Source organism: Streptomyces sp. NPDC031466 (assembly GCF_055581265.1).
On record NZ_JBVIJT010000006.1, the window covers coordinates 351090 to 370630 of the forward strand.

The window sequence follows — 19541 nt, forward strand, 5'->3', positions numbered from 1 at the left end:
GCCTCGCGGTGGGGGCCGGTCGCGTCGAGGTGCGGGCAGGTCTGGACGGGCATCACGCGGCACCGTCCGCTTCGGCCAGGCGCCGCACCACGCGGGTGAAGGCCTCCACCGCCCGTTCCGCGTCGGCGAGCGGACACGGCCCCGCCATCAGGAGCCGCTGTGCCTCGCGGTGGGGGCCGGTCGCGTCGAGGTGCGGGCAGGTCTGGACGGGCATCACGCGGCACCGTCCGCTTCGGCCAGGCGCCGCACCACGCGGGCGAAGGCCTCCACCGCCCGTTCCGCGTCGGCGAGCGGACACGGCCCCGCCATCAGCAGCCGCTGCGCCTCGCGGTAGGGGCCGACCGCGTCGGGGTGTTCGGTCAGGCCGCGCCGGGCCAGCCGTGCCAGGTGGTCGCGGAGCAGCGCGCGCAGCCGCAGATGCTCGTCGAGCATCTCCCGCAGCTCGCTCTCCGCGGCCGCCGCCCGCAACAGATAGGTGTCCACGGCCTGTTCGGCCCGGCTCAGCTTCTCCAGGAGGCCCGGCCCGCCCCGCCCGGTCGGCGGCCGCAGCTCATCGCTGAGCTGCACGGTCCACAGCGCGGCCCGCGCCGCGTACCCGGTGGCGGCAGGCGGGTCCACGACGTGCGGTTCCACGCGGCGGAAGAGGGACCGCGCGCGCCGCTCGGTGTCGGCCAGCTCGTCCACGCGGTCGCCGATCCGCCCGAGCCACCGCGCGGCCCGGTCGGCGGGCAGCAGATGCTCGGCCATCGCGTAGGGGAAACCGTGGGTGCCGTCGCGCACGACGAGCAGCAGCCGCGCGCCCGCCTCGGCCAGCTCCCGCAGGTCGCGGACCGCCGTGGCCGGTTCGGTCGGCGAGCGGTCGGCGTGCAGCACGGCGACGGCGGGCCCGCGGGCCGGGCCGGTGGGCCGCCGCGCCGCGTGCCGCAACTCGTGCCGCAGCACGGCGAGGGCGTCGCGCACCTCCGGCCGGCCGGGGTCGTCGAGCGCGACGCCCTCCAGGTCCAGGACCAGGGCGATGCTGCCGGCGCGGGGCGCGATCCCGGCGCGGGACAGGAGCGGCGTGCCGGTGCCCGGCGGGCCGGCGCCCGGGGCCTGCGCTCCGCAGCCGGCCGGCGGGCCCGCGGCCAGGTGCGGCGCCTGTTCCCGGTCGGCCATGTTCAGCACGACGTACAACGCCTGCCGGGCCCGTTCGTCGTCCTCGGCGATGAAGAGGACCTCGGTGTCCCAGGCGTCCGCGGCGGCCTCCAGCCAGCGGGTGACGGTGCGCTGGAGGCCGTGCGGGCGGGCCGCGCGGGCCGCCTCGGCCGAGACGACGCGGTGGCCGGGCACGGCGTGCGGGCCGCTCACGTACCGCTCGGCGAACCGGCGGAAGTACTTGGCGACCGTGGCCGCCGGGATCATGTACCCGTGCGCGCCGCTCTCGTCGGCCTGCACGACGATCCCGAGCAGCCGGTCGCCGCCCTCCTCCAGCACCCCCGATCCGCTGAACCCGCCGCGCAGCCCGCCCGCCCCGCCCAAATCGATCTGCACCCGCTCGTCGCCCTCGCCGCCGGGACCCCGGCAGACGCCCGTCAGCCACTGCCCGCCCGAGCGGTACTCCGGGAAGCCGTCGATGAGGACCGGCGCGCCCCGGTAGTCGAGCGTGCGGTGCAGCGTGACCGGCGACGGCACGGGCGCGGGCTCGTCCAGGACCAGCACCGCCAGGTCGCCCTGCGCCTTGCCGAACGCGGGCACCCAGTGCCCGGCCGCCACGGTCGCGGTGCGCCGTGGGGTGCGGGTCAAACCCTGGAGCAGCGGGAACTCCACCCGCACCCGGTCGGGCCGCAGCCCGGTCGCCGGATCGCGCACGACATGGGCGCAGGTCAGCACGTGGTCGCCGCCGAACAGCACCCCCGCGCCCAGCACGTCACCGCTCCCCGACGCGGCCCACCGCCGCAGCCGCACCCGCCAACTGCCGTGCTCGCGCGGAGTTTCGACCCCCGCGCCCACGGCTCCCCGCGTTCCGTCCCCGTCCCCCATGCTTCCTCAGAATAGGCGCGCGGGAGGGCGATGACGCCTGGGTTGCACGGGAGAGACGGTGCGCGGCACCGAACGCCGCCTCCCCGGCACCGGGGCGGGGAAGCGCCTACCCGGCGGAGACCGGGAACGCCACGTCGCACACCTCGTCCTCGGGGCCGCTGCCGTCCCAGTCGGCGAAGTACACCTCGCGGCACGGCCCGCTCAGGGTCAGGCCCTGCTCGGCGGCCCAGGCCTCCACCGCATCGAAGGCGGCGATGATCTGCGGATGGGCGACCTGCGCCTTGGTGATCCTGGTGCGGGCGAGCCGGTGCGCGGGCTCGACCCGCACGGTGGCACCGGCCGCGCGCCCCTGTGCCGCCGCCCAGGCCCGGGCCGCCTCGGCGTCCCGGACGGGCACGCAGGACTCGGCGGGCCCGTCGCTCTCCTCGGACACCTCCGCGTGGTAGACGACGTAGTGCGGGGCGGCCATGCCGCCGCACTCCTCCTTGGCCGCCCGCTCCAGCCGCTCCGCCGACGCGGCGATCCAGGCGGGCAGCTCCCCGGCGCTCACATGCCGGGTCTCGCTCAGGACGTGGGTCTCGGGCACGTCCACGGTTTCCACTTCGAATGTCGCGTACAACTCGGCGTTCCTTCCCGAAAGTCGTCCACGGAGGTACCGCGCGAGCGTGCGCTGCACGGCGAACCGTTCCTCGACCGCGCCCCAGTAGGCGTCGAGCGCGTGTGCCGCCCGCTCCCCGTCGAGCCGTACCGTCTCCGCGATGCCGGCCAGCGGCATGTCGAGCCGGCGCAGCAACGCCACGGTGCGGGCGTGCTCGATCTGGCCGGCCCGGTAGTAGCGGTAGCCGCTGGCGTCGTCGACGTGCGCCGGTGCCAGCAGTCCGAGCCGGTCGTACAGCCGCAGCGCCTTGGGCGAGAGCCGGGCGCGGGCGGCGAACACGCCGATGGAGAGCAGTTCGTCCTCTGGTTGCGCGGTCACGGTGCCATCCTCCGTCACCGGGCCGGTCGGCCCGATGCCGCAGACTCTGGAGTCTGCCCCTGGGGCAAGGTCAACGGCGGGTGCCCGGACGGTCAGCCGCCGCCCGCGTACGCCTGCCAGATCCGGGGCGGCAGTTGGTTGCCCCGCCGCGCCTTCGCCCCGCCGACGCCCGACATCGGCAGCAGCGCCGGTTCCCCGGGGCGGACGCGGAACACGGTCACCGCGGTCGAGAGGTCCTTCGTGTAGCCGGCGAACCACGCCGTCCGCAGCCGGTCCTGGTCGCCCGTGCGGCCCGCCGCGACCCCCGGCCCGAGCCCTCTGGCCCCCGCGCGCAGGGCGTCGGTGACCTCCGCGGCCACCCCCGCGTCCATCGCGCGGCCCGGCCCCGGCCGCTCCAGTCCGGGCAGCGCGGCGCCGTCCTTGACGACCTTGGTCACCGAGTAGGGGGCGTGCCGCAGTCCGCCGTTCGCGAAGGTGCCGTACGCGGTGGCCATCCGGATGGCGCTGGGCGTGGACGTGCCGAGGGCGAAGGCCGGCTCCAGCGGGGCCATGCTCTGCCGCAGCAGCCCCGCGTCGAGCGCCGTCCGCCTCACCTGCGCCAGGCCGACGTCCTCGCCGAGGCGTACGTAGGTCGCGTTGCCGCCGAAGAGCAGGGCCCTGCCGAGGGTGGGGCGGTCGGGGTCCCGCCGGCCCCGGGAGGGACGCAGGGTGCCGTCGGAGCCGTACCGGCTGTCGGCCAGGTCGCCGGCGGACTGCCCGGTCCCGCCCACCCCGTGCTGGAGCGCGGCGGCCAGCACGAACGGCTTGAACGCCGAACCGACCGGGACCCCGGAGGTGTCCGCGTTGTTGTTGAAGTGCTCGGTGGCGTCGGGGCCGCCGTACAGCGCCACCACCGCCCCGTCGGACGGCCGCACGGACGCGGCGCCGACCTGCACGTACCGGTCGGCGGCGCGGGTCCTCGGCGCGAGGTCGCGTTCCGCGACCCGGCGCACGGCGCGTTCCAGGCGGTGCACCTTGTCCTTGTCGAAGGTGGTGTGGATGCGGTGGCCGCCGCGGGCCAGCTCCTCGTCGGTGAGGCCGGTGCGCTGCCGGACGTACTTGTTGGCGATGTCGACCAAGTAGCCGTTCTGGCCGCCGAGGCCGGTGGAGTGCGACTGCTTGCGCGGCTCGGGGAAGACGCGGTACTTCGCCCGTTCCTTCTTCGCGAGCAGGCCCGCGTCGACCTGCCGGTCCAGGATCCACGCCCAGCGTTCCTTCGCCCGCCGGTGGTTGGCCGCGCCGGCTGCCGGGTCGTACAGCTCGGCGCCCTTCAACAGCGCGGCCAGCAGGGCCCCCTGGCTGGGGTTCAGCTGCTTGGCCGGAATGCCGTAGTAGGCGTGGGCGGCGGCCTCGATGCCGTAGGCGCCGCGCCCGAACCAGCTGGTGTTGAGGTACCCCTTGAGGATCTCCGCCTTGCTCTTCTTGCGGTCCACCTTCAGCGCGATCACGAACTCCTTGACCTTGCGGGTGACCGTCTGGTCCTGCGAGAGGTAGGTGTTCTTCACGTACTGCTGGGTGATGGTGGAGCCGCCCTGGGTCTCGCCGCCGCCGACCATGCTGACGACGGCCCGGGCCAGGCCGCTGGGGGAGACCCCGGAGTCCTCGTAGAACGTCTCGTTCTCGGCGGCGATCACGGCGTGCACGGCCGAGGGGGCGATCTGGTCCAGCTCCACCAGCTGCCGGTTGACCTCGCCGGTGGTCGCCAGCTGGGTGCCGTCGGACCAGTAGTAGACATTGGCCTCGCGGCGGGCCGCCGCGTTCTCGTCGGGGACGTCCACGCTGACGTACACGCACACGAAGAGCGTCGCGACGGCGAGGACGAACAGGGCGCTCGTGCCCAGCAGTTGACGCCACGAGGGCAGCCAGCGGCGGGCGCCCGCGCGCCCGGAGCGCGGATAGTCCACCAGCCGCCGACGGGCCGGACCGGCGCCGGGGGTGTTCCGGCCGCGGCGGCGCGTCTTCTTCCCTTGAGCATGAGACCCCATGTCGTGGGAGAGTGCGCCACGCGCGGCCGGGTTGGCCCGGAATCCGCAATTCTCACGGATCGACGGGTCCGCCGTGGTCGCGAATCAGCCGATTCCCGGCAGGGCGGCGGCTCGGCGGCTCAGCGGACCGGCGAGCCGGTGGTTCAGCGGATCTTCGACAGCTCGCCCTCGTCCTTGAGGACGGCGACGCCGAGGGCCCAGATGCTGTCGACCCGCTGGCGTTCCTGGGCGTTGGGCCGTGGGTTGGTGCAGGACGGTCCGGGGCCGCCGCCCGACATCAGCTCGCTGCACGGGCCCGAGTAGTGGTCGGGCAGCCCGAGGACGTGACCCGTCTCGTGCGCGGTCACGCGCACGGAGTTGTACTGCTGGTTCTGCCGGTAGTCCAGGAAGATGTAGCCGTGCCCCCGCCCGTCGGTGGAGGCGTAGGAGCCCCGCGGGTCGTTGCCCTCGCGGTACTCGAAGTCCGTTCCGCTGCTGCCCTCCTGGAGCTTCACGTTGTTCACGGAGGAGTTCCAGATCTGGGTGCTCTGCGCTATCTGGCCGCGGAAACTGGGCGCCCGGCGCGTGCTGTAGGTGACGGTCACGGCCTGGATGCCGGGCTTCGCCGCCTGCTTCTTCAGCGCCGACTTCATGACGGCTTCGAAGAACTGCCGATTGGCGGCCCGGCTCTCGCCGTCGTACGAGGAGGAGGCGGACGAGGAGGGGGCGTACGACGATGTCCGGAACGCGGAGGGGGCCTGGTCGACGGCCGGGGCCGGGGCCGCGAACGCCGTGGGGGCGGTCAGGCCGGCCACGAGGGCCGCGGTGCCGAGGGCCGCGAGGACTCTGGTTCTGTTCATGTGGGGTGTGTCCCTTCCGGGAGGGAGGCCTGCGGGTGCGGCCTCCGGTCGGGACGAGTATCGGGAGCACGGGACGCACTGCCCCGATGCCATTCGGGGATAGCGCGATGGCATCAACTCCCTTTCGGGAGTGGCTCGTTGAGGCGCCGGACGCGGTGGATGTCGCGTACGCACAGGTTGAGGGCGGTGGCCGCCACGATGATCCCCGCGCACACCACGAGCACGGACCGGTCGCCGAACGCGTGCGAGAACAGCGCGACGACAAGGTAGCCGACGGGGACGGCGAGCCGCTCGCCCACCTGGTTGAAGGCGCTCATCCGCCCCAACTCCGCGTCGGGCACCTGCTGTTGGCAGGCCGTGACCCAGGTGACGCCCGCGACGTCCAGGCACACGCCCGCGAGCGCGGCGCACAGCAGCAGCCAGGGTGGCGCCAGACCGGCCGCCAGGGCCACGAGGGGCAGCGCGAGCCCCGAACTGGCCGTCACCGCCACGACGAGGAGCCGGCGCGGCTTCCACCGCAGGCACACGAGCGCGCCCGCGAGCAGCCCGAAGGAGAACGCGCCCTGGACCAGCCCCCAGGTGCGGGCGCCGGCGTAGTGCTCCTCGGCGATCACCGGGCCCAGCAGCTGGTAACCCGCGAGGAAGGCGGCGACCAGGACGGTCCCGGCGGCCGTGTACGTCCACAGCCAGGTCCGCGACCAGAACCCCGTCCAGCCCGCCCGCAGATCCGCGAGGGCGCCGCCGCGGGCGGCGGGGGCGCCGAGCCGCAGCCCGAGCAGCAGCAGGGCGGCGGCGACGAAGGTGAGCGCGTCGAGGCCGAGCGCCCACGCCGGGCCGCCGACGGCGACGAGCAGACCGCCGGCGACCGGCCCCACCACCTTGACGGCGTTGGTGGGCAGCCGCAGCAGGGCGTTGGCCCGCTGGAGCTGCCCGGGTGCGACGAGCCGCGTGAGGACGCCCTGCGCGGCGGGCGCGGTCAGGGCCACCGCGACACCGGAGACGAAGCCGCAGGCCGCGATCCGGGCCGTGTCCGCGTGCCCGGTGGCCACCAGCAGGGCCGACGCGCCCTGCGCGGCCGCCGCGAGGAGGTTGCCGCCGCACAGCAGCCGGCTGCGCGAGACCCGGTCGGCGAGGACGCCGCCGGCGAGCAGGAAGACCACGGTCGGCACGGTGTTCGCGGCGAGCACGACACCGAGCGCCCCGGCCCCGCCGCCCGCGCCGATCACCGCGTACGCGAGGGCGAGCGGCGCCATCGCGGAGCCCGTGGCGGAGACGAGCTGGGCGAGCAGGAAGCGGCGGAACGCGGCCACGCGCAGGGGCGATCGGGGGGCCGTGGGCGGTGTCGGTCCTGCCGTGGTGCCCGTGGCGCTCATGCCGTCCCCCGCTCCCCGTGGTCCCGGTGGTCCCGGTGATGGGGCGGCCGGGACGCCCGCCCGGCGGGAAGCATAGGCTCCGACGAATACGCCGTGGCATTCTGGCGCTGGCTGCTACCCCCGGAGGCGATGTGACGTCATCAGACAGAGATCCGGAGCGACCACCCGTCGAGCCGCAGGACGCGGCGGCGCAGGGCGAGAAGGTCATCGCGCTGCAACGCAAGGTCAGCCAGTTGGAACAGGCGGTGGAGTCCCACGCCACGATCGACCAGGCGATCGGCATCGTCGTCGCGATGGGCCGGCTGACCCCCGACCACGGCTGGACGGTGCTGCGGGAGACCTCGCAGCACACCAACATCAAACTGAGCCGGGTGGCGGACCTGATCGTGGCCTGGGGCTGCGCCGGTGACCTGCCCGAAGACATCCGCAAGGCGCTGGACGAGAGCCTGGCCCGCGCCCGGTCGACGTCGGAGTGCGCGGGGCCGACGGCGTAGGCGCGGGGCCGACGGCGCCTCTGGAGCCGACGGCGTCAGCGGAACCGACGGCCGCTGTGCGGCCGACGGCAGGAGAGGCAGCTCTCCACGCTGCTTTTCCAACGAGGAGAGCCTGGCGCAGGACACTCCCGGGCGCCCCCTGCGCGTGGCGGTGCGGGTACCCGTACCCGCACCGCCAAACCGCCCGGACCGGCCGGTGCCCCCCCTCACGCCTCCCGGGCCTCGGCGAGGGTGTGGGCGACGATGGCGTTGGCGTGGCCGTGGCCGATGCCGTGCTCGGTCTTGAGCCAGGTCACCAGCTCCATGTGCCGGGTCAGCGGCGAGGCCCGCACCAGCTGCTTCCACTCCTCGACGGGCCGCCCGTACTTCTTCTCGATCGAGGGGAAGTAACTGGTGGGGCCCTTCACTGCGGTGTCGCTCACGGCGGTTCCTTTCCGGCGGTAGGTGCGGTCGTGGGTAAGACGCCGGACAGGACCGTTACTCATCGCCCGCGGGCAGCACATTGGCGTGATCTACGTCACGGAATCGCTCCCGTAAGGGATCCTGGGCGGTTGTCCCGTGGGGTGACCAGCGTCCGGATGTCGCCGTAGGCCGAGACGACGAAGCGCAAGCACCAGTGCGGCCTCAACCATGGTCGGCCCGCCCCCCCCGCGGCTGCGGGGTCCGACCCCGAAGGGACGGAAGCCGAATCCCGGCCGCGCGGCGACCTCGTCCGTCTCCGGCCGGCCGTACCGCCTCGCGGTCCCCACTCTGGCAGGGCGCGGGTGGTCACCCCAGGTCGCGCCTGCCGAGGAGGTAGGTCGCGGTGAGGGAAACCGCACGGTCCTCGTCGTGTGCCAGCTCGGCGAGGGTGCGTGCCGCGGTGGGTCCGGGGATGTCCGCGAGCGCCTGCGTCAGGCGCCGCCGCGCGCCGGGGGAGCCGGCGGCGCGGTCGAGGTGATCGACGAACAGGACGGCGATCCGCTCCGCCCACTCGGCCCCTCGCCCCGCGAGCACGCCCAACGCGTCGGCCGCGTCCACGTCGTTCGCCTCCGCCACGACCATGTCGAGCAGGGTGCCGACGAGGGGAGCGACGAGCGGGTCGGGGAGTGGGGCGGGGCGCGGGTCGAGGGGAGGGACGGTGTGCGGGTCGGGGCGGGGGCGTGGGTCGGCGTACGGGTCAGGGGTGGCACGCGGGCCGGGGTTGGTGTCGGTGTCGGTGTCGGTGAGTGTGTCCGTACGGGGGTCGGCGTACGGGGCAGGGGTGGTGGGCGTGGCGGGGGGCGGGGTGGCGCGAGGGCCCGTGCCCCTCCCGGGGCGTGGCCCGGTGGGTGTCGGGGGCGAGGAGGCCGCTTCCCGTGCGCCGAGGGCCAGGGCCGCGTACCTGCGGACCACGACGTCGGGGTGGGCGAGGGCGTCCCCCAGCAGCCTGGTCGCCTCGGCGTCCGGGATCTCGGCGAGGCTCTGGACGGCCCGCTTGCGCACGTCGGCGTCCGCCGAGCCGAGACCCTCCGCCAGCAGCTCCCACCCGCTGCCGCCCGCACGCGCCAAGGCCCATCGAAGGGCCCCGGCGACGACCGGGTCCGCCTCCCGCAGCGCGGCCTCCACCAGCGCTTCCACGGGGGCCTCTTGGCCTGCGGCCGGCTGCCCCGACGACAGGGCCGCGCGCTGGCGCCTGCCCGCGCTCTTGGACCCCAACGCCTGGAGCAGCGCGACGACGTGGAGGACGTCCTCCCAGTCGTGGGGCCCGGCGGCGCCGACCCGGCTGAGGCGGGTGAGCAGCTCCGTCTCCCGCGCGATGCGGTCCCGCGTCTGCCGGACGAGGTCGTCGACGAGCGCCGAGGGCGTGAAGCCGGGGTCGTCGAGGGCCCGCCCGATCTCCCGCAGCGAGAGCCCCAACGACCGCAGGCTCTCGATGTGGAAGATCCGCCGGATGTCCTCCCCGGAGTACTCCCGGTAGCCGCCGACGGTACGCCCCGTCGGCCGCACGAGTCCGAGCGACTCGTAATGCCGGAGCATGCGGGCGCTGACGCCGGACCGCCGGGCCACCTCACCGATCAACACCGCGCCCCACGCCCTCTCTCCCCGCACGCCGCACACCCTCCCGCCCCTTCCGACCGTATCCCCCCACACCCCACAACTGGCCGCCCCGCCGACCCACTCCCGGCCCGCCTCCCCTTCCGGCCTGACCGCCACCCCAGGCCACCCCACGGGTCAAGCACCCCGCCTCGTCAGCCGCACCCGCCGGGCCGATCCCCCCGCCAAGTCCGCCACCGCGCCGAGCCAGCCCCCCCACCGGGTCAGCCACCCTCACCGGGTCAGCCACCCTCACCGGGTCAGCCACCCTCACCGGGTCAGCCCCCCCCACCGGGTCAGCCACCCTCACCGGGTCAGCCACCCTCACCGGGTCAGCCCCCCCACCGGGTCAGCCACCCTCACCGGGTCAGCCCCCCCACCGGGTCAGCCCCCCACCGTGTCAGTCGCCCCCACCGGGTCAGCCACCCCCACCGGGTCAGCCACCCCCACCGGGTCAGCTGTCCTCGTCGAACCGGCTGCCCCCGCGGGGCCGGCCCCCGGCCGAGTGCCGCCCGCACTGAGTTGCCCCCGGCCGAGTCAGCCGCCCCCGCCGGGCCGGACGTCGCCGACGACCACCCGTTCCTCCCCGCCGAGGGCCACCACGCGCTTGGCTTCCTCCACGGCGTACTCGAAACCCATGTCCGGGTCGCGCAGCAGCTGTTCCGTGGCGAGTGCGTGTGCCCGTACGTGAGGGTCGGCGTCCTCCGCCGCGGCCCGCAGGGGCGTCGAGACCACCTCGCCGAGCGCCACGAGCGCCCGGCTGAGGCTGCGCCGGGTCTCGTGTCCGCCACGCCCCAGCTGTGTCAGCAGTACGGCGGCCAGCCCGGCCGCTTCCCCTTCCGGGGCCAGTGCGACGGCCGCCCGCCAGGCGGTCCGCGCCACCTCGTCGTCGCTGTCGCACAGAACCGTCCGCGTGATGGCCGGCCACGCCCGCCCGTCCCCGATCTTGGACAGCGTGTGCAGCGCCTGCGCACGCGCCTGCGCGCACTCCGAGCGGACCTCACCGATCAGCGCCGGGACGGTCACCTCCGCCGGATGCCGGGTGAGCGCCCACGTAAGCATCTCGCGCACGGAGAAGTCGGGTTCGACGGCGCACCGCTCGACGAGCCGGTCGACGAACCGGGGATCGGGCGTCGTCCCGATCGCCAGCGCGGCCCGCAGCCGTACGGACGAGCGGCCGTCCTCCAGCGCCCGGTCCAGGGCAGCCGTGTCGTTCGTGATCATGAGGACCACCTCCGCGCCCCAGCAAAGAGGTTGTCACGGTGTCAGGGTCAAGCCGCCGTACCCCTCCGCCCGGCCCTCGCGGGCATCAGGGGGTGAGGTCGTCGCCGAGAGCCGCGGCGAGGAGGGCGCGGAGGTGGTCGGCCTCCGGGAGCAGCGTGGCCTCGATCTCGTCGTCGGCGCGGCCCGCCAGCGTGAGTTCCTGGATGCGCCGGAAGAGGAGCCGGTCCGCCGCGGCGATCAGCGCGGCGCAGGCCCGGGGCGCGATGGCCGGCGCGGGGTCGTCGACGACGGCGGCCAGTGCGGCAGAGAGCGCCTCCTCGCGCTCTTGACGGCTCCACGACTTCACGGAGACAGCTTGTCCATACGCGTCACCGCCCTGACCGACCCCGAGGAGAGCCCCTCCTTCCGCCGACTGGCCTGGCTGGCCACCCGAGCGGACGGCACCCCCGCAGGACACGCCTTCCTGCGCCTGTTCACCGACGAAGGCCGGCGCCGGCTCGCGGAACTGGACGTAGGGGTCCACCCGGCCGAGCGGCGCGCCGGGGCGGGCACCCTGCTGCTGGCCGCGGCCGTCACCGCCGCCCGCCGGGACGGCCGGCGCGCGGTCGTCGCGCAGGCCGAGGCCGGCACCCCCGGCGCCGCCTTCCTCGCGGCCGGTGGTTTCCGTACCGCGCTGACGCTCACCTACGCCCGCCTGTCGTCGGCCGACGCGGACCTGCCGGCGCTCACCGCGTACGCCGGGACGCCGCACGCCGGTTACCGGCTGACGGAGTGGGAGGGCACGGTGCCCGACGAACTCGCCGACACCTTCGTGGCCTCGCGCCGGGCCATGGACGACATGCCGACGGGCACCCTCGACCACGGCACGGTGAGCTGGGACCACGAGCGGGTACGGGCGGCGGCGGACGCCGTCTCCGCACGCGGCGACCTCCTGCACACCGTGGCGGCCGTCCACCGCTCGGACGGGGCCGTGGTCGGCTTCACCGAACTGGTGGTGCCCGGCGACGGGACGGGTGACGCCCAGCACTACGGCACGGCCGTCCTGCCCGAGCACCGGGGCCACGGTCTCGCCCGCTGGATGAAGGCCGCCTCGATCGTGCGGGCCCGCGAACGCCACCCCGCGCTGAGCGGCCTGCTGACCGACACCGCCGACAACAACCCGCACATGCGGCGCGTCAACGACGAGCTGGGCCATCTGCCGACGCACACGTCCCACGAGTACCAGCTGGACCTGTAGACGCACGACGGCTGTACAGATGTACGGCACTGCCGTCGTGTGCCGCCGGGCCGGACCCGTCACTTCCCGTGCGGGTCGGTGCTGTTGAGCGCGGCGACGACCTCGTCGTAGTCGCCGCGGGCCTCGCCGTAGCGCAGGAACTTCACGCGCTCGACCTGGATCTCCTTCGCGTCGGGCCGGGACTCCAAGAGGCCGACCGTTTCGGCGATGTACTCATCGAGCGGCATGGCCGACTCGTTGTCCTCGTGGCCCGGCATGAGGGCGGTGCGGACGGCCGGCGGTTCGAGTTCCACGACCTGCACCGAGGTGTCGGCGAGCTGGAGCCGGATCGACTCGCTGAGCATGTGGATCGCGGCCTTGGAGGCGTTGTAGCTGGGCGTCGCCTTCAGCGGCGCGAAGGCGAGGCCCGAGGAGACGGTCATGATCGTGGCGTCCGGCCGCGTACGGAGGTGCTCGATGAACGCGGCGATGAGGCGGATCGGCCCGAGGACGTTCGTCGTGACGGTGGACTCGGCGGAGGCAAGGAAGGACGCGGGCTCGTGCCAGTCCTCGACCCGCATCACGCCGGCCATCGTGATGAGGACGTTGAGGTCGGGGTGGTCGGCGAGGACCTGCCGGGCGGCCGACGCGATGCTCGCGGGGTCCGTGGTGTCGATCCGCACGGTGTCGACGCCGGGGTGCTCGGCGGCGATCCGCTCCAGGGCCTCGGCGCGCCGGCCGCCGACGATCACGGTGTTGCCCCTGGCCTTCAACTCCAGGGCGAGGGCGAGACCGATGCCGCTGGTGGAACCGGGGATGAAGACGGTGTTTCCGGAGATGTTCATGGGTCCACTGTCGCCAGCCGAGCGCGGCGGGGGCAGGGACCACTCATCGGGGGACCGGCGATCCCTGGCTCGCCCCCGGCCGGCGGGCGATACTCGGGCCATGGACCGTGCAGCCCTGGCCGACTTCCTGCGCCGCCGCCGCGAGGAGCTCCAGCCGCAGGACGTCGGGCTCCCCGCCGGTGCGCGCCGGCGGACCCGGGGCCTGCGACGGGAGGAGGTCGCGTCCCTCGCCCTGATGTCGACCGACTACTACACGCGCCTCGAACAGCGGCGCGGCCCGCAGCCGAGCGAGCAGATGCTGGGGTCGCTGGCCCGGGCGCTGCGGCTGACCGGCGACGAGTGCCGGTACCTGTACCGGGTCGCGGGGCACAACGCGCCGACGACGGCGTCGTCCGCGCCGCATGTCGCGCCCGCGCTGCTGCGGGTCCTCGACCGCCTCGACGACACCCCGGCACTCATCCTGTCCGAGCTGGGCGAGACGCTCGTACAGAACAGGATGGCCGCCGCGCTGCTGGGCGACGCGTCCGGTTACACGGGAGCCGACCGCAGCGTGATCCACCGCTGGTTCACCGACCCCGGGGAGCGGTCGCGCTACCCCGAGGCCGACCGGGACCGGCAGAGCCGGGCGCTGGTCGCGAGCCTGCGCGCCGCGTACGGCCTGCGCGGCCCGCGCTCCCGGGCCGGCGACCTCGCGCGGAGCCTGCGGAAGCTGAGCGCGGAGTTCGCGGAGCTGTGGGACCGGCACGAGGTCGCCCAGCGCTTCGAGGACCACAAGACACTGATCCACCCGGAACTGGGTCCCATCGAACTGGACTGCCAGGCCCTGTTCACCGAGGACCAGTCCCAGACCCTCCTGGTCCTCACGGCCCCACCCCGCACAGAGGCCCACGAGAAGCTGCAACTGCTGGCGGTCCTGGGCCTGGACCGGTTCACGGGGGCGGAGCGGTAGGTCCGGCTGCCGTCCCGCTGACCATGCCCGTTTCGGGCGCGAGGGGACCCTTTCGGCACGCGCCGACGGGGCCTGCCGCCAGCCCGGCGGGCCACCTCTCCGCCGGTTCGGCGTACCGTGACGGCGTGGCAACCGACGACCTGGGGCGAACTCTCCGCCGCCTGGCTTCCTTGACCCAGGAGGACTTGGCCGAGCGCTCGGGAGTATCCGTCGACGTGATCCGGCAGCTCGAACAGCGGCGTAAGCATTCGGCGCGGCTGCCCACACTTCATGCCCTGGCCAATGGACTCGGCGTCGAGCTGACGACCCTCCTGGGCGATCCGCCGGCCGTCTCCACCGGAGAGAACGACGGGCCTCGCTTCGTGGCGGTGCGGCGCGCCATCATGCCGGCCCTGTGGGGGGCACAACCGACGCCGCCCGGGCCCGACTTCTCACTGGCCGCCCTGCGTGAGCAGATCGCGGACGGCTGGACGCACTATCACGCTGCCGAGTTCGAGACCGTGATGCAGGCGCTGCCGGACATGATCTCCGAGGCGCGCGCCGCCACTCTCGGCGACGACGAAGCCGCCGGGTTCGCGGCACTGGGCAAGGCTCTCCAGCTCGCCGGGCACGTTGCTGTGCGCATGGGCAAGACGGACCTCGCTCTCATCAGCCTGGAGAGGGCGATAGAGGCGGCAGGGCAGTCCTCTGACCCGCTCCTCCGCCCCATGATCGTCAACTCCGTCGCGTGGGCGTACCAGAGGCAGGGGCGCCTCGCCGACGCCCTCAGCATCGCTCTGCTCGCCGCCGACGACGTCCAGAGGGGCGGCCACACGGACACCGCTGACGGCTTGAAGGTCTGGGGCGCACTGACCATGTCCGCTGCCACATCTGCCGCGCGCAGCAACGACTACGGGCGAGCGGCAGAGCTGATGGCGGGCGCCGAGGCCGAGGCCGCTCGTGTCGCCGAGCTGCCGCAGGGCAGCGACAGCCGGATGGTCAGCGTGTTCAGCCCGTCTTCGGTACGGATCGAACGTGTCCGGCTGGCCGTCCAGTACGGGCACCCCGAAGACGCTCTGGCCCTCGCCGAGGGAATGCGGCTGAGCAAGGACACTCCGCCGTCCTGGCGGACATGGCTGCTGCTGGACGTGGCCCGCGCCCACACAGACCTCGGGGACGCGGCAGGGGCCGTGAAGGCCTTGGAGTCCCTGCGCCGCGTGGCGCCGACGTGGATGCGGCATCACACGCTGGCCGTGGCCATCGTGCGCGACCTGTGGGCACTCCCCAACCACCCGGCCGGGCTGAGCCCCTTGGCCGAGTTCCTGGGAGCAGGGGACTAGCGCCGCGAAACTGGGACGTTCCGTCCCCATGAGTCGGGCAGGGCCCCGGCGACCGCTTGAACGGCTCCGGGGCGTGGCCGACTGACAAGCCTTTCGTAACCCTGGACGAGCCGCACCTACACGATGGCGGCGAGCGCCGCCTCAGTATCCGTCAACCCTTCGAGCACTGTGTCAGCACCGGCGCTCCGCAACTCCTGTGCAGAGGTGCGCCCCGTGGCGACGGCGACAATCCGCACACCGGCCTCCAGCCCAGCCGCGACATCCGCAGGAGTATCACCGAGGAACACCGTGGCCTCGGCCCGAGCCGAGGATCGTGCCAGGGCCGCACGCAGCAGCTCGGGGCGCTCCTCCCCATCCTCGCCGTAGGCCCCCTCGTCGAGTCGCATGTAGTCATCAAGGCCGAAGACCGCGAGCTTCACCTCGGCGGCCCCACGCACGTTGCCCGTCACCACGGTCTGCCGCAGGCCCTGCTTCGCGAGGCGAGCGAGGACAGCGGCGGCTCCGGGCAGGGCATGCCCGCGCTCGCGCAACTCGGCGGCCCGCCGGACATGGACGCCGCCGAGAGCACTGGCGAAGGACTCGAACAGCTCATCGCTGTAGGGAATGTCGTGCAGGCGCGCGGTCTCCCGCAGGATGACGCGCTCCGTCGACCCGGTGACGGACGCCTGTTCTCTCAGCTCGACTCCGGTCACCTCCTCGAAGGCCTGGGCCCACAGTTCACGCCCCAGGTCGCCCGTGGCCATCAGCGTATGGTCGATGTCCCACAGCACCAGCTTCGTCACGGCGCCCCCTCTCTCGCTGCATTCCTGTGTCCCCGCGTAGCGGGCACCTTACGCTCAGGCATAGCGAGCAAGGAGCGGGCGCATGGTGGCCTCAGACCTTCCTATCGGGGACCGAATCAGGCACTACCGCGGAGGGAGACGGCAAGACGCGGTAGCTGGTCTGGTGGGCATTTCTCCCGATTACCTGTCCCAGATTGAGCGCGGTCTCAAGGTTCCGTCGCTGCCCATCTTGTACGCACTGGCTCAGGAGTTGGGGGTTCCCACGGCTGCCCTGTTGTCGGAACAGCCGCCTGAAGAGGAAGAGCTGACGGACACGGCGGAGGCCGCGGTCGGCCGTGCGCTCCTCGGCTACGGTCCAGCCCTCAGCGGTGCGCCCGCCACAGCGGCTGAGCTGAGGGACCGGGTGGAAGCCGCCTGGCATTCCTGGCAAACCGCAGGGGACCGATTCACCCAAGCGGCCGAGACGCTGCCCGCACTGGTTGCCGATGTGGAGCACGCCGCGCGTGCCGCTCGGACCGGACCGGATCCGGTCGAGGGGCGCAGCACTCTCCGGGCAGCCGCAGACCTGTACTGCCTGCTCCGCTCCTACCTGCGGCGTACCGGCCGCGTCGACCTTGCCACCATCGCGGCAGATCGGGCGATGCGAGCTGCCGAAGACGCCGATGACCCACTGCGCATCGCAGCCGCCCAGTGGAACCTCGGACACGTCCTGCTCGCTGCTGGCCAACCGGCAGAGGCTGAGGAACTCGCGCTGCGGGCGGCAGAAGACGTAGTCGACGCGCGGATGCGAGAGGTCGAGCGAACAGCGATGCGAGGCGCTCTCCAACTCGTGGCTGTCGTCGGCGCCTCTCGCCGGCGTCGGTGGTGGGAAGCGCGCGAGCGACTCGTTCAGCACGCGGGTCCTGCGGCATGTGCGGTGCCCGACGACAGCAACATCGGGTGGACGGTGTTCGGGCCGACGAACATCGCATTGCACGCTCTGTCCATCGAGATGGAAGCGGGCGAGACCGGCGAGGCACTGCACACGGCGGATGCCATCGACGTCAGTGGACTGCCCTCGCTGGAGCGGGAGTTCACTTTCGGCTTGGAGGTGGCGGCCTGCCACAGCCAGCGGCGGGACGATGCAGCCGCGCTGCTGGCCCTCCTCGGCCTGGAGACCATTGCCCCTGAGGATCTCACTCGGGCGCCGCTCGCTCGGCAGCTGGTGCTGACGGTGATCCGCCGGGCACGGGCGATGCACGCCCGGCAGGCTGAGCAGCTGGCAGTGCGGATCGGACTCGTGTAGCTGACGAGCCTATGGTCCACCCGAACTGTCAGCTCGGGTGAGCCCGGCAGAGGCCCCTACGGTCACCGGTGTGAGGCAAGCCACCAGACTGTGAGGGGTCCGATGATTGCGCGACAAGACGTGGACGAGATCGCGACATGGCTCGCCTGTGCTCAACAGGCTCCCGAGCAGGCCCACCGCGAATGGGCGGACACCGGCGTCGCCCTGCTCCCGCTCGGCCGGCAGTTCGAGGCCGCGCGCCTGCCCGCGCGGCTCGTCCTCGCGGCGGTGGACACGTACGATCCGCTGGAGATCACCGAACGCCTCACCCGGTTCCTCAACGGCCCCGCCTTCTTCGACGGCCGGGCGATGGGCGGCACCTTCGACGTCCTGATGCGGACCCATCGGACCGGGCACGTCTGGAAGTACCAGGACCTCGCCCCGCGCCTGGGAGTCGGCACCTATCTCGGCGTACCGAAGATCGGCCGCACGAAGCCGCCGGGCACCCACTGGGTGGTGCCACCGCGGTTCGAAGGTGACCTGTGCGAGCCCGCCACCGTCGAGGCCCTGATCGGCTTCGGACTCAGCATCACCCAGGAGGCGGAGCTGTGAGCGCCCCTCCGAGTAGTCGGCTTACCTGGATCTACGGTCCGGAAGCGGCCGCGTACCTGCTGGAGGGGCGCATTCGTGCCCACCAGGCCGACTGCCCCGGCTGCGGCCCCGGGACGTGCGAGGAGCGGGCCCGCTTGTGTCGCGCCCTCCGCGGCGTGCCGTCGTTGCTGAAGCACTACGAGCCCAGCGAAGAGGACTGCCGATGAGCGAGGGCACACGGTTCTGCTGGCGTTGCGACGCGCCGATCACCAAGGATCACCCCGGCACTTCCATGCCGAAGGAGTCCCTTTCGGCAGGCGGGGCGGTCGTCTGGTGGCGCATGAATTGCCCTCAGCTGCCCACCTTCGTGCGGCGCACGTCCCGGTAGACGCCCGCCGTGGCCCGCCCATCGTCGACCCCCGGGGCGGGCCCGCCCGCTGAGGCTTCAGGAGGGACGGGTGCTGATCAATCCATCAGTGCAGCCAGCGAAATCTCCATCACCCACAGGGTGACTCGGTCGATGCGGGCCGCAAGGACGACCTGCTCCTGGGTGAGGGTCAGCCGCACGCGTTCTTCGCGGACGCGGGCCCCGATGGTCCGCCGTCGGTACACATAGGTGGATCACCCCCCTCCACGAACGGTGCCGGCGCGTCAGCAGGTCCTCCCTCACGGGTGGCCTGCGTGTGCATCTCGTGACTCCCGGCCGCCACCTGCGGAAACGCGGAGATCATGTAGGGGAAATTTAGGAGCCGCGCTCCGGTAGCGAGGGTGTAGCGAGGCTGTCTGAGCGTGTAGCCAGAGTGCGCACAACAAAGGCCCAGGACCGGAGACTTGCTCCGTGACCTGGGCCTTAACCCTGCTGACCTGGTGCCCCCGGCAGGATTCGAACCTGCGACACCCGCTTTAGGAGAGCGGTGCTCTATCCCCTGAGCTACGAAGGCGAGGCATGGCGGCGCGGGTCCCTGGGGAGCGCGTCACCGCCGTCAGTGTAGCGGGTGGTCGTTTGGGGGTGCCGAGGTGAAGGGCGGGGGTGGTTACTCGATGACCAGTTCCACGGGGATGTTGCCGCGCGTGGCCTTTGAGTAGGGGCAGAAGGCGTGGGTCTTCTTGAGGAGGTCCTCGCCCGCGGGGCCCTGGAGGTGGTCGGGGAGTTCCGCGCGCATGATCACGGAGAGGCCGAAGCCGCCGTCCGTGTCCTTGCCGATGCTCACCTCCGCCGTCACCGAGACGTCCGAGACGTCTATCTTCTCCTGGCGCGCGATGTTGCCCATGGCGCTGGCGAAGCAGGCCGCGTAGCCCGCCGCGAACAGCTGCTCGGGGTTGGTGCCCTTGCCGTTGCCGCCGAGGGCGGTGGGGAAGCCGAGCGGGAGGTCGATCTGGCCGTCGGAGCTGACGGCGCGGCCCTCGCGGCCGTTGGCGGTGGCCACAGCGGTGTACAGCGCGTCCATGATTCTCCTTCTTCCTGCTGGTTTTCGCGGTTCCGTTCGCGGTCACCCGTAGGAGCCGATGGGTGCCGGCGGGAACCGATGGGTTTAGTAGAGCACGCTATTTAGTTGTGCGCAACCTAATTG

19 protein-coding genes and 1 tRNA gene are annotated in these 19541 nt (G+C 73.1%); 6 read left to right on the top strand and 14 right to left on the bottom strand.

The window, feature by feature from the left end; all coding sequences use genetic code 11:
* Positions 1-52: 52 nt before the first annotated feature.
* From ACZ5GP_RS16830 to ACZ5GP_RS16855, 6 genes are all read right to left on the bottom strand, one after another.
* Positions 53-214 (bottom strand): hypothetical protein, encoded by a 162-nt coding sequence (locus ACZ5GP_RS16830; RefSeq protein ID WP_468751557.1) that lies wholly within the window; start codon positions 212-214, stop codon positions 53-55.
* Positions 214-2019, bottom strand: a complete 1806-nt coding sequence (locus ACZ5GP_RS16835) for a trypsin-like peptidase domain-containing protein (protein ID WP_468751558.1) — start codon at positions 2017-2019, stop codon at positions 214-216. The genes ACZ5GP_RS16830 and ACZ5GP_RS16835 overlap by 1 nt, the downstream gene beginning before the upstream one ends.
* A gap of 106 nt (positions 2020-2125) precedes the next feature.
* Positions 2126-3013, bottom strand: a complete 888-nt coding sequence (locus ACZ5GP_RS16840) for a MerR family transcriptional regulator (protein WP_468751559.1) — start codon at positions 3011-3013, stop codon at positions 2126-2128.
* 74 nt (positions 3014-3087) lie between these two features.
* Positions 3088-5019 carry a transglycosylase domain-containing protein gene (locus tag ACZ5GP_RS16845; RefSeq protein WP_468751560.1) on the bottom strand — a complete coding sequence of 644 codons (1932 nt, stop codon included), beginning with the start codon at positions 5017-5019 and terminating at the stop codon, positions 3088-3090.
* A gap of 143 nt (positions 5020-5162) precedes the next feature.
* Positions 5163-5858, bottom strand: coding sequence for a snapalysin (gene snpA / locus ACZ5GP_RS16850; protein ID WP_468751561.1), 696 nt, complete (start codon positions 5856-5858; stop codon positions 5163-5165).
* Positions 5859-5971: 113 nt separating this feature from the next.
* The gene (locus ACZ5GP_RS16855) at positions 5972-7231 is read right to left on the bottom strand and encodes an MFS transporter (RefSeq protein ID WP_468751562.1); all 1260 of its coding nucleotides are present in this window, start codon (positions 7229-7231) and stop codon (positions 5972-5974) included.
* 131 nt (positions 7232-7362) lie between these two features.
* Between ACZ5GP_RS16855 and ACZ5GP_RS16860 the strand changes: the two genes are divergently transcribed.
* A complete protein-coding gene (locus tag ACZ5GP_RS16860; RefSeq protein ID WP_468751563.1) occupies positions 7363-7725 on the top strand; it encodes an ANTAR domain-containing protein in 363 nt (120 codons plus the stop codon).
* Positions 7726-7931: 206 nt separating this feature from the next.
* Here ACZ5GP_RS16860 and ACZ5GP_RS16865 read toward each other — a convergent pair whose 3' ends face one another.
* From ACZ5GP_RS16865 to ACZ5GP_RS16880, 4 genes are all read right to left on the bottom strand, one after another.
* Positions 7932-8147, bottom strand: coding sequence for a DUF4287 domain-containing protein (locus ACZ5GP_RS16865; protein ID WP_468751564.1), 216 nt, complete (start codon positions 8145-8147; stop codon positions 7932-7934).
* 346 nt (positions 8148-8493) lie between these two features.
* Complete coding sequence (locus ACZ5GP_RS16870; RefSeq protein ID WP_468751565.1) at positions 8494-9795, bottom strand: MerR family transcriptional regulator; 1302 nt, start codon at positions 9793-9795, stop codon at positions 8494-8496.
* Between the two features lie 522 nt (positions 9796-10317).
* Positions 10318-11004 (bottom strand): HEAT repeat domain-containing protein, encoded by a 687-nt coding sequence (locus ACZ5GP_RS16875; RefSeq protein WP_468751566.1) that lies wholly within the window; start codon positions 11002-11004, stop codon positions 10318-10320.
* 85 nt (positions 11005-11089) lie between these two features.
* Positions 11090-11350, bottom strand: a complete 261-nt coding sequence (locus tag ACZ5GP_RS16880) for a hypothetical protein (protein ID WP_468751567.1) — start codon at positions 11348-11350, stop codon at positions 11090-11092.
* A gap of 9 nt (positions 11351-11359) precedes the next feature.
* Here ACZ5GP_RS16880 and ACZ5GP_RS16885 point away from each other — a divergent pair, with 9 nt between their 5' ends.
* A complete protein-coding gene (locus tag ACZ5GP_RS16885) occupies positions 11360-12241 on the top strand; it encodes a GNAT family N-acetyltransferase (protein ID WP_468751568.1) in 882 nt (293 codons plus the stop codon).
* A 59-nt stretch (positions 12242-12300) separates the two neighbouring features.
* On the opposite strand, the gene ACZ5GP_RS16890 is transcribed toward ACZ5GP_RS16885, so the two are convergent.
* Positions 12301-13065: an SDR family oxidoreductase gene (locus ACZ5GP_RS16890; protein WP_468751569.1), complete on the bottom strand. Its 765-nt coding sequence runs from the start codon at positions 13063-13065 to the stop codon at positions 12301-12303.
* Between the two features lie 100 nt (positions 13066-13165).
* On the opposite strand from ACZ5GP_RS16890, the gene ACZ5GP_RS16895 reads away from it, so the two are divergent.
* Positions 13166-14014, top strand: a complete 849-nt coding sequence (locus ACZ5GP_RS16895; protein WP_468751570.1) for a helix-turn-helix transcriptional regulator — start codon at positions 13166-13168, stop codon at positions 14012-14014.
* Between the two features lie 125 nt (positions 14015-14139).
* Positions 14140-15333 (top strand): helix-turn-helix domain-containing protein, encoded by a 1194-nt coding sequence (locus tag ACZ5GP_RS16900; protein WP_468751571.1) that lies wholly within the window; start codon positions 14140-14142, stop codon positions 15331-15333.
* 116 nt (positions 15334-15449) lie between these two features.
* Here ACZ5GP_RS16900 and ACZ5GP_RS16905 read toward each other — a convergent pair whose 3' ends face one another.
* Positions 15450-16115, bottom strand: coding sequence for an HAD family hydrolase (locus ACZ5GP_RS16905; protein WP_468751572.1), 666 nt, complete (start codon positions 16113-16115; stop codon positions 15450-15452).
* Between the two features lie 82 nt (positions 16116-16197).
* On the opposite strand from ACZ5GP_RS16905, the gene ACZ5GP_RS16910 reads away from it, so the two are divergent.
* Both ACZ5GP_RS16910 and ACZ5GP_RS16915 read left to right on the top strand, forming a co-directional pair.
* Positions 16198-17400, top strand: a complete 1203-nt coding sequence (locus ACZ5GP_RS16910; protein ID WP_468751573.1) for a helix-turn-helix domain-containing protein — start codon at positions 16198-16200, stop codon at positions 17398-17400.
* Positions 17401-17502: 102 nt separating this feature from the next.
* Complete coding sequence (locus tag ACZ5GP_RS16915; protein ID WP_468751574.1) at positions 17503-17991, top strand: hypothetical protein; 489 nt, start codon at positions 17503-17505, stop codon at positions 17989-17991.
* A gap of 844 nt (positions 17992-18835) precedes the next feature.
* On the opposite strand, the gene ACZ5GP_RS16920 is transcribed toward ACZ5GP_RS16915, so the two are convergent.
* Positions 18836-18911 (bottom strand) — tRNA-Arg (locus ACZ5GP_RS16920).
* Positions 18912-19004: 93 nt separating this feature from the next.
* Entirely contained in the window at positions 19005-19418 is a 414-nt protein-coding gene (locus ACZ5GP_RS16925; RefSeq protein WP_468751575.1) for an organic hydroperoxide resistance protein, read from the bottom strand.
* Positions 19419-19541: the final 123 nt, after the last annotated feature.